Below are 9,304 nucleotides of genomic sequence, written 5' to 3'. Positions count from 1 at the left end.
TCGACGCGGCGGGGGAGCTGCGCGTCCCGGTGCAGCCACGCCTTCGCGGGGCGCCCCGCGGTCGTCCAGCCCTCGACCGCGACGGGGGCGAGCTCGCCCGCATCGGCGAGCTCCCCGATCGCGGCGAGCACGGCCGGCCGGTCGGCGATCCGCCAGTAGTCGGCGATGTCGGCCGCCGTCGCCACGCCGTAGGCGGCGGCCGCGCGGCGGACGAGCTCCCGGATCGCCTCCTCGCGCGCGACCGGCGCGGCGAGGACGTCGGCCGGGATCACGTCGCTCGCGAGGCCGTAGCGCCGCTCGAAGCCGCGGCGCCCGGCGATGGCGACTTCGCCGAACATCCAGAGGTACTCGAGGGCGTTCTTGACGACGTCCCAGTCCCACCAGGGTCCGCGCGCGCCGCGCTTGGCGTCGTGCTCGATCTGGGCGGGGCGGAGGGGCCCGCGCTCGGCGAGCTCGGCGCGCACCCAGTCGACGATCGCCAGGTTGCTCTGGAAGAAGCCGTCGGGCTTCGTGCCGTACTTGGCCCGCAGGTCGTCCATGCGGAAGCGGAAGAGCCCCCAGTCGGCGGCGGGGATGAACGCGGCCACGTGCGCCCAGTACTCGACGTACGGCGACCGCTGCGCGAAGAGCAGGCGGTCGAGAGCCGCGGTGTCGTAGGGCCCGAGACGCGAGAACAGCGGCATGTAGTGCGAGCGTGCGAAGACGTTGACCGAGTCGATCTGCAGCGTGGCCATGCGCGCGAGGGCGAGGTTGAGCTGCCGGGTGCCCGCGGCTGCCGGGCGCGGCCGGGCGAAACCCTGTGCGGCCAGTGCGATGCGGCGGGCCTCGGCCGCGCTCAGGGAGGACTTCACGCGGGCCAGCCTAACGAGCGTCCCCGACACCGCGTCCCGCCGCGTCGGACGCATGAACGACGCGGCATGCGGCGCGCCTAGACTGGCCGAATGAGCGGCCCCGAAGAGAAGCCCCGCGGCTCGCTGTTCGACGCCTTCCGCGACCGCAGCCGGGTGGTCTCCACCGAGCTCTCCGCCGGCATCCCGCGGGGCCTGCGCATCGCCACCGCGTACTCCTGGCGCTTCCTCGTGGTCGCCGCGGCGATCGGCGTCGCCGTCTGGCTCGTCATCCAGCTCAAGCTGCTGGTCATTCCGCTCCTGGTCGCGATCCTCATCACGGCGCTCCTCTGGCCGGCATTCACCTGGATGCTGCGCCATCGCGTCCCGCGCTGGGTGGCCATCGTGGTCGTCGTCGCGGGCACACTGGCCATCGTCGGCGGCCTGCTGTGGCTCGTCGCGTGGCAGATCGCCCGCCAGTGGTCGTCGGTCCAGGCGAGCACGGTCGACGCGGTGGAGCGCTTCCGCCAGTACCTCATCGACGGCCCGCTGCATCTCACCGAGGAGCAGATCGACGGTCTCCTCATGCAGGGCTGGGCGTTCGTGCAGGAGCAGGCGGAGGCGCTGTGGTCCGGCGCCATCGCGATCGGCTCGACGGTCGGCCATGTGCTGGCCGGCGGCATCCTCGCCTTCTTCATCCTGCTCTGCCTGCTGGCCGACGGCGCGGGGATCTGGCGCTGGACCCTCCGGCTCTTCCCGAAGAGGGCGCGTCCCGCCGCCGACGGCGCCGGGCGCGCGGGGTGGGTGACGGTCGTCAACTACGCCCGCACGCAGCTGCTCGTCGCCACCATCGACGCGGTCGGCATCGGGCTGGGGGCGTTCCTGCTCGGCGTCCCGCTCGCGATCCCCGTCGCCGTGCTCGTCTTCCTCGGCGCGTTCGTGCCCATCGTGGGTGCCGTCGTCACGGGCGCCGTCGCCGTCTTCCTCGCGCTGGTGTACAACGGCCCGTGGATCGCGCTGTGGATGCTCGTCGTCGTCCTCGGCGTGCAGCAGCTGGAGGGCCACGTCCTGCAGCCCCTGCTCATGGGCTCGGCCGTCAAGGTGCACCCGCTCGCCGTCGTCCTCGTCGTCGCCGGCGGTGCGATGATCGCCGGCATCCCCGGCGCGCTGTTCGCCGTGCCGCTCGCGGCATTCGTCAACGTGGTCGCCGTGTACGTCGGTCAACGCGCCTGGGAGACCGGGCGCAGACCCACCGCCGACCTCATCTGGAGCACCGTCCCGCGCCCGAGGAGAACCCACCCGTGAGCACGACCTCTCCCGCCACACGCCCGCTGCTGCCGCCGACCCTCGCCGAGATCGAGGATGCCGCGGCCACGCTTGCCGGCGTCATCACGCGCACCCCGCTGGACGAATCGCTCCACCTCTCCGAGCTGCTGGGCGTCCCGGTGCACCTCAAGCTCGAGAACCTGCAGCGCACGGGCTCCTTCAAGATCCGCGGAGCCACGTACCGGCTGTCCCGGCTCACGGCCGAGGAGCGCGCGCGCGGCGTGGTGGCGGCGTCGGCCGGGAACCACGCCCAGGGCGTCGCGCTCGCGGCGCAGTCGCTCGGCATCGACGCCACGATCTTCATGCCGCTGGGCGTTCCGGTGCCCAAGCTCCTCGCGACGCGCGGCTACGGCGCCGACGTCGTGCTCGAGGGAGCGACCGTCGAGACGCCCCTGCGCCTCGCGGCCGAATTCGCCGAGCGCACCGGCGCGGTCTTCATCCACCCGTTCGATCACCCGGACGTCATCGCCGGCCAGGGCACCCTCGGCCTGGAGCTGATGGACGAGGTGCCCGACCTCGACACGATCGTGCTCGGCATCGGCGGCGGGGGACTGGTGGCGGGGGTCGCCGCAGCCGTGAAGGCGCGCGCTGCCGCGGTGGGACGCACCGTGCGCGTGATCGGGGTCCAGGCCCAGAACTCCGCCGCCTACCCGGCCTCGCTCGCGGCGGGGCATCCGCTCGAAGTGGCCACACGTCCGACGATCGCCGACGGCATCGCGGTGGCCCGGCCGGGGGACCTGCCCTTCGCGATCATCAAGGATCTCGTCGACGAGGTCGTGACCGTGACCGAGGATGACATCGCGCGCGCCCTGCTGGTGCTGCTCGAGCGGGCCAAGCAGGTCGTGGAGCCCGCGGGCGCGGTCGGCGTCGCGGCGATCCTGGCGGGCAAGGTCCACGCGACGGGACCCACCGTCAGCGTGCTGTCGGGCGGCAACATCGACCCGCTGCTGCTCCAGCGCGTTGTCGCGCACGGGCTCGCGGCATCCGGTCGGTACATGACGCTGCAGATCCCGCTGCCCGATCGCCCGGGTCAGCTGGCGCGGGTGTCGGAGCTGCTCGCGCAGGCCGGCGCCAACGTGATCGAGGTGCTGCACACGCGGCACGGACAGGGCCTGCAGATCAGCGAGGTGATCCTGCAGCTGAGCGTCGAGACGCGCGGGGAGGAGCACCGCGCGCACGTGATCTCGGTGCTCGAGCAGGCCGGCTACGTGCCGACCGTCATGCCCGACTGACGCGCGCCGGCGTCTGCGTGACCGCTACTGGCCGTTGTAGGTCTCGACCTTGACGATCTCGACGGCGATCTCACGGCCGTTCGGCGCCGTGTACGACGTCTTCTCGCCCTCCTTGCGACCCAGGATCGCCGCGCCCAGGGGCGAGGCCTCGCTGTAGACGTCGAGCTCGGAGCCGACGGCGATCTCGCGGTTGCCCAGAAGGAACACCTCTTCGCCGCCGGCCACGATCGCGGTGATCACGGTGCCCGGCTCGACGACGCCCGTGGACTCGGGCGCCTCGGAGACCGTGGCGGTCTTGAGGAGGTGCTGCAGCGTGCGGATGCGCGCCTCCTGCTTGCCCTGCTCGTCCTTGGCCGCGTGGTAGCCGCCGTTCTCCTTCAGATCGCCCTCTTCACGCGCGGCCTCGATGCGCTTGGCGATCTCCTCGCGGCCCGTCGTCGAGAGGTGCTCGAGCTCGGCGGCGAGGCGATCGTAGGCATCCTGGGTGAGGAAGGTCACGGGGGCGTCGTTCGACACGGCTGACTCCTTCGGTCGGCGGGGAACGGTTGTAAAACCGAACGCCCCGGCTCCCGCCAGGGCGTGTATCGACTGCAGTCGGCCCAGACTACGTCACCCAGCAGGAGTTGACAAAACCGGTCGTCGCGGCCGCCGTCGTGGGGATCGTCTCGCGGAAAGCCTGCGCGTGATCGTCCGACGGGGGCAGCTCGACGACCCGCCAGCCGACCACGCCGTGATCCTCGTCCTGCGCCTCGATGGCGCACGCGACCGAGCGGCCGACGGGTGCGGTGAACTGGAAGCTGAGCACCACCGAGTGCTCGTCGACCACCTCGAACCCTGTCGTGTCGACATCGACGGCGTCGAGCGAGTCGGACACCGTGGACCACAGGAACAGGCCCACCACGACAGCGGCCACAGCCAGCGCGGCGCCGATCGCCCAGCGCCGGCGCGGCGACCGCGTGCGGCCGTAGCGCTCGTCGAGCAGGTCCTGTGTCGTCATGGCGGGTCCGTCGGAAGATTAGGCTGGAACTCCAGGCTATGCGCTCTGGAGCGGGGTCGTCGCCAACCGGGCGACCCGCGCCGGGCAGAACGAGGACCTCCCATGCACGATGCGCTTGCCGCACTCGCGCGCGCCGCGGCGACCGCGACGCCGAGCCCGACCCCGACGCTCCCCGATCCCGAGACCGTCACCCCGGGCGCGTGGGGGTTCTTCGCGATCCTGCTCGTGGCGATCGCGGTCATCTTCCTGGTGTGGGACATGAACCGGCGCATCCGCCGGGGACGCGTCCGCGCCGACATCAACGAGGAGCTCGAGGCCGAGGAGCAGGCCGCGCGCGCCGCCCAGGCCACCGCCACCGACGACGAGGCGACGGACGCCGGCGACGAGGCGGCGGACCCCGACGCGAACCCGCGGCGCTGAGGCGCGGCATCCGTTCTGCAGAACGCGGGCGGATGCCTCGGCCGGCCGGAGCGGATCAGCCGGGCAGACCCAGCGAGGGCGAGTACGGCTCGATCGCGATGATCAGGCACGCGGTCCAGTGGCACAGGAATGCCAGCACCGTGCACACGTGGAAGATCTCGTGGAAGCCGAAGTGGCCGGGCCACGGGTTGGGCCGCTTCATGCCGTAGACGATGGCGCCGCCGGTGTAGAGCAGGCCGCCGACGGCGATGAGGATCATCATGGCGAAGCTCGCCCGGAGCAGATCGGGCAGGTACATGACGGCGGCCCAGCCGAGGGCGAGGTACAGCGCGACGTAGAGCCAGCGTGGAGCGTGGAGCCAGAAGACGCGGAACAGGATGCCCAGCAGCGCGCCGGACCACACGACGACGAGCAGGATCGCCCCCTGCTCCGGCGGCAGCGCGAGGACGGCGACGGGCGTGTAGGTGCCGGCGATCAGGAGCAGGATGTTCGCGTGGTCGATGCGCTTGAGCACGGCCCTCGTCTTCGGTGCCCAGTTGAAGCGGTGGTAGAGCGCCGAGTTGCCGAACAGCAGGAGCGAGGTCGCCATGAACACCGCCGACGCCCACTTGGCGGGCGCGCCCTGCGCGAACATGATGAGCACGATGCCGGCGATGATCGCCACCGGGAAGGTGGCCGCGTGGATCCAGCCGCGCCACGTCGGCTTCAGCTCGGGTGCGGCGGCATCGACCGCGGCCGCGTCGAAGAGCGGCAGCACGGGGACGTCGGGACCCTGAGGGGTGCGGGTGCGGCGGCTCATGAACCCAGCGTAGGCCTCCCGGCATGCCGCGCGCGGAACATGGCGCTCACCGCTCCCGGCGAGCGGGCGTCCCGCGCTAGGGACCGTGGTTCGCGCGGGGTAGCGTAGGCGTGTGGCGCGCGCGTGGTCGAACGAGGGCAGAGGGCCCCTCTACCGGCTCTACATCACCCGGCTCCGCCGCCGCCTCGAGCGTGCGGCCGTTCCGCGGCACGTCGCCATGATGATCGACGGCAACCGTCGCTGGGCGAAGCAGCTCGGGTACGACTCGGCCGCCCACGGCCATCGCGCCGGCGCAGCCAAGATGCGCGAGTTCCTGGAGTGGTGCGACGACGTCGGCGTCGGGGTGGTGTCGCTGTACCTCCTCTCCACCGACAACCTGCGCAAGCGCGATTCGCGGGAGCTGTCCGATCTCATCGAGATCATCGCCGAGCTCGCCCACGAGCTGTCGCTGGAGCGCGACTGGCGCGTGCAGCACGTGGGCCGCGCCGATCTGCTGCCGCCCGAGCTGGCACGGGTGCTCGCCGAGGCCGAGGAGCGCACCAAGGACAACCCCGGGCTGCACGTCAACCTGGCCGTCGGGTACGGCGGCCGCAGCGAGATCGTCGATGCCGTCCGCAGCATCATCGCCCAGCACGGCGGCGAGGGCGGATCGCTCGAGGAGCTGGCAGCCAACCTCACCCCCGAGCAGATCGGCGAGCATCTCTACACCGGCGGCCAGCCCGATCCGGATCTCGTGATCCGCACGTCGGGGGAGCAGCGGCTGAGCGACTTCCTGCTGTGGCAGTCGGCGCACTCCGAGTTCTACTTCGTCGAGGCGCTCGGACCCGACCTCCGCGAGGTCGACTTCCTCCGCGCGATCCGCGACTTCACCAGCCGGGACCGCCGCTACGGCAGCTGACGCCGGGGCGGCCGGGCATCCGACCGTGCCAGAATGTGACCCGTGACGGATCTGGATGCATTCCTGGCGTCGTTCGATGGGGAACCGGGGTATCTGGACTGGGCTGCGTTCGGACCGCTCTCTCCCGCCGTGCGCGCCGAAGCGGTGGCCGACACCGAACTGCTCGGCTCGGGCCGGCGCAGCAGCATCGACCTCGTGGACGCGCACGTCCGCGACGCGCGCGAACTGATCGCGACCCTCATCGGGACGGATGCCGCGCAGGTCGTCCTGCAGCCGTCGACGTCGTACGGGCTGATGCAGGCGATCTACGGCCTGGCGGGAGGACTGCTGCTCGGGCGGGGGGAGTTCCCGAGTCTCACCGTCGCCGCCACGCGTGCGGCGGAGGCGCTCGGGTCGGTCCGGCTCCAATGGCTCGAGCCCGCCGGAGGCTTCGTCACGCCCGAGGCCGTGCGCGAGGGCCTCACCGACGACACCCGCGCGGTGGCGGTCAGCCTCGTCGACTTCCGCACCGGGTACCGGGCCGATCTCGGCGCGATCCGCGACGTCATCGGCGACCGCCTGCTGATCGTCGACGCCATCCAGGGGTTCGGCACGGTCGACGCGGACTACACGGCCGCCGACGTCGTGTGCGCGAACGGGTACAAGTGGCTGCGCGCCGGGCGCGGGACGGGGTTCGCCTGGTACGGCGAACGCGCGCTGGAGCGCATCGCCCCCGTGCTGTCGGGCTACCGCGGCACCGATGAGGGGCTGCCCCTCGACGCCGTGCCGCCGCCCGCCGCGTCGGCGCAGGCCTTCACCGTCAGCGGCGCGGACACGCTCGCGGCGGCGCGCCTGTCGACGGCGCTGGCCGAGACCGCGGCGGTCGGGGTGGGGGCGATCGAGCAGGAGCTCGCCGCGCGCACGGGCGATGTGATGTACTTCGCCGACCGGTACGACGTGCCGGTGCTCACGCCGCGCGAGCCGGAGCGGCGGGGCGGCATCGTGGCGCTCGCCCCGGCGCCGCAGGACGCCGCGCCGCTGGCCGCCTCGCTGGCCAACCACGGCCTGACCGTGACCGTGCGGTCCGGCCTGGTGCGCGTGTCCCCGCACGTGGGGACCGGAGCCGACACGCTGAGGCTGTTCGGTGACGCGCTCGCGGCCTTCTCGGCGGCGCGCGTCTGGTGATCCCGGATGCCGCGGGGCGCGGCATCCGGAAATTCATCTGCACGACACAAACGCGTGCGTGTCGTGCACGCGCGATGTCGGCGCTCGGACGTACGTTCATCACATCGGGCAAGGCGCCCCTTCGAGTCGGCCGTTCGGAAACGACTCGTGACCCAGGTCGACTCGTGACTGCCGGGTTCTCCACCCGGGGCGGGAGTGGGTTGTGACCACACGAGCACCACACAAGCAGCACAGTCAGACGGTCGAGCAGACGGGTGATCTCGACACGGATCTCCGCACCTACGTGCTCGACACCTCGGTGCTGCTGAGCGATCCGCGGGCGTTCTTCCGCTTCGCCGAGCACAACGTCGTGATCCCCGTCGTGGTGGTCACCGAGCTCGAGGGAAAGCGGCACGACCCCGAGATCGGCTACTTCGCCCGTCAAGCGCTGCGGCACCTCGACGAGCTGCGGGTCGAGCACGGCCGCCTCGACTTCCCCGTCCCCGTCGGCGAGGGCGGCACCCTGCGCGTGGAGCTCAACAACACCGACGCCGGCGTGCTGCCCTCCGGCATGCGCCTGGGCGACAACGACAGCCGGATCCTGGCGGTCGCGATGCACCTCGCCGCGGAGGGCCAGGAGGTCACCGTGGTCTCGAAGGACCTGCCGATGCGCGTCAAGGCGGCATCGCTGGGCGTCACGGCTGAGGAGTACCTCGCGGAGCAGGCGGTGGACTCGGGCTGGACCGGGATCGCCGCGATCGACGTGTCGGGCGATGACATCTCCGACCTCTACGAGAGCGAGGTCGCCTCCAGCGACGACGTGCGCGGGCTGCCGGTCAACACGGGGCTCATCATCCACTCCGAGCGGGGTTCCGCCCTCGGACGGGTCACGGGCGACGGCGCGTACAAGCTGGTGCGCGGCGACCGCGAGGTCTTCGGACTCCACGGGCGCTCGGCCGAGCAGCGCATCGCCATCGACATCCTGCTCGACCCCGAGGTCGGCATCGTCTCCCTCGGCGGTCGCGCCGGCACCGGGAAGTCGGCGCTCGCACTGTGCGCGGGCCTCGAGGCCGTGCTCGAACGGCAGCAGCAACGCAAGATCATCGTGTTCCGGCCGCTGTTCGCGGTCGGCGGTCAGGAGCTCGGCTACCTGCCGGGCGACCAGGCCGAGAAGATGAACCCGTGGGGCCAGGCGGTGTTCGACACGCTCGGCTCGGTCGTCTCGTCCAATGTCCTCGAAGAGGTCGTCGAGCGGGGGCTCCTCGAGGTGATGCCGCTCACCCACATCCGCGGCCGGTCGCTGCACGACGCTTTCGTGATCGTCGACGAGGCGCAGTCGCTCGAGCGCAACGTGCTGCTGACGGTCCTCAGCCGCATGGGGCAGAACTCGCGCGTCGTGCTCACCCACGACGTCGGGCAGCGCGACAACCTGCGCGTCGGACGCCACGACGGCGTCGCCTCGGTCATCGAGACGCTCAAGGGCCACGGCCTGTTCGGACACGTCACCCTGACGCGCTCCGAGCGCTCCGCCATCGCCGCTCTCGTCACCGACCTGCTCGAGGCCGGCGAGCTCGCCTGATCCCTGAGCGGAGGGGCCGGGATGCCGCCACCCCGCCCCCCCGCCGCGCCCCCCCCGGCCCCGCGCGGCTGGGGGGGGGCGAC

Annotated in this window: 10 protein-coding genes; 6 read left to right on the top strand and 4 right to left on the bottom strand. The window is 72.0% G+C overall.

Annotated features, from left to right (window positions below):
• Nucleotides 1-851, bottom strand: an 851-nt coding sequence (locus tag ACE3O1_RS06580; RefSeq protein ID WP_374313666.1) for a winged helix-turn-helix domain-containing protein, incomplete at its 3' end; no start/stop codon positions are given.
• Between the two features lie 90 nt (nucleotides 852-941).
• On the opposite strand from ACE3O1_RS06580, the gene ACE3O1_RS06575 reads away from it, so the two are divergent.
• Together ACE3O1_RS06575 and ilvA are read left to right on the top strand one after the other, a co-directional pair.
• On the top strand, nucleotides 942-2,132 hold the full coding sequence (locus ACE3O1_RS06575; RefSeq protein WP_374313664.1) for an AI-2E family transporter: 1,191 nt from the start codon (nucleotides 942-944) through the stop codon (nucleotides 2,130-2,132).
• Nucleotides 2,129-3,385, top strand: coding sequence for a threonine ammonia-lyase (gene ilvA / locus ACE3O1_RS06570; protein ID WP_374313662.1), 1,257 nt, complete (start codon nucleotides 2,129-2,131; stop codon nucleotides 3,383-3,385). The genes ACE3O1_RS06575 and ilvA overlap by 4 nt, the downstream gene beginning before the upstream one ends.
• A 24-nt stretch (nucleotides 3,386-3,409) precedes the next feature.
• Here the strand turns inward: ilvA and greA are convergent, their stop codons facing one another.
• Complete coding sequence (greA, locus tag ACE3O1_RS06565; protein WP_374313660.1) at nucleotides 3,410-3,901, bottom strand: transcription elongation factor GreA; 492 nt, start codon at nucleotides 3,899-3,901, stop codon at nucleotides 3,410-3,412.
• Between the two features lie 88 nt (nucleotides 3,902-3,989).
• Nucleotides 3,990-4,382, bottom strand: a complete 393-nt coding sequence (locus ACE3O1_RS06560) for a DUF4307 domain-containing protein (RefSeq protein ID WP_374313658.1) — start codon at nucleotides 4,380-4,382, stop codon at nucleotides 3,990-3,992.
• A 102-nt stretch (nucleotides 4,383-4,484) separates the two neighbouring features.
• On the opposite strand from ACE3O1_RS06560, the gene ACE3O1_RS06555 reads away from it, so the two are divergent.
• Nucleotides 4,485-4,802 carry a hypothetical protein gene (locus ACE3O1_RS06555; protein ID WP_374313656.1) on the top strand — a complete coding sequence of 106 codons (318 nt, stop codon included), beginning with the start codon at nucleotides 4,485-4,487 and terminating at the stop codon, nucleotides 4,800-4,802.
• A gap of 55 nt (nucleotides 4,803-4,857) precedes the next feature.
• Here the strand turns inward: ACE3O1_RS06555 and ACE3O1_RS06550 are convergent, their stop codons facing one another.
• Nucleotides 4,858-5,601 carry a hemolysin III family protein gene (locus tag ACE3O1_RS06550; protein ID WP_374313654.1) on the bottom strand — a complete coding sequence of 248 codons (744 nt, stop codon included), beginning with the start codon at nucleotides 5,599-5,601 and terminating at the stop codon, nucleotides 4,858-4,860.
• Nucleotides 5,602-5,713: 112 nt separating this feature from the next.
• On the opposite strand from ACE3O1_RS06550, the gene ACE3O1_RS06545 reads away from it, so the two are divergent.
• From ACE3O1_RS06545 to ACE3O1_RS06535, 3 genes are all read left to right on the top strand, one after another.
• Entirely contained in the window at nucleotides 5,714-6,499 is a 786-nt protein-coding gene (locus ACE3O1_RS06545; RefSeq protein WP_374313652.1) for an isoprenyl transferase, read from the top strand.
• 42 nt (nucleotides 6,500-6,541) lie between these two features.
• Entirely contained in the window at nucleotides 6,542-7,663 is a 1,122-nt protein-coding gene (locus ACE3O1_RS06540; protein ID WP_374313650.1) for an aminotransferase class V-fold PLP-dependent enzyme, read from the top strand.
• A 202-nt stretch (nucleotides 7,664-7,865) separates the two neighbouring features.
• Complete coding sequence (locus ACE3O1_RS06535) at nucleotides 7,866-9,221, top strand: PhoH family protein (protein WP_374313648.1); 1,356 nt, start codon at nucleotides 7,866-7,868, stop codon at nucleotides 9,219-9,221.
• The last annotated feature ends 83 nt before the right edge of the window (nucleotides 9,222-9,304 follow it).

This window comes from Microbacterium sp. (genome assembly GCF_041909575.1).
Lineage (GTDB): Bacteria > Actinomycetota > Actinomycetes > Actinomycetales > Microbacteriaceae > Microbacterium.
The sequence above is the reverse complement of the archived record's forward strand: the minus strand, read 5'-3'. Positions and strand labels throughout refer to the sequence as shown.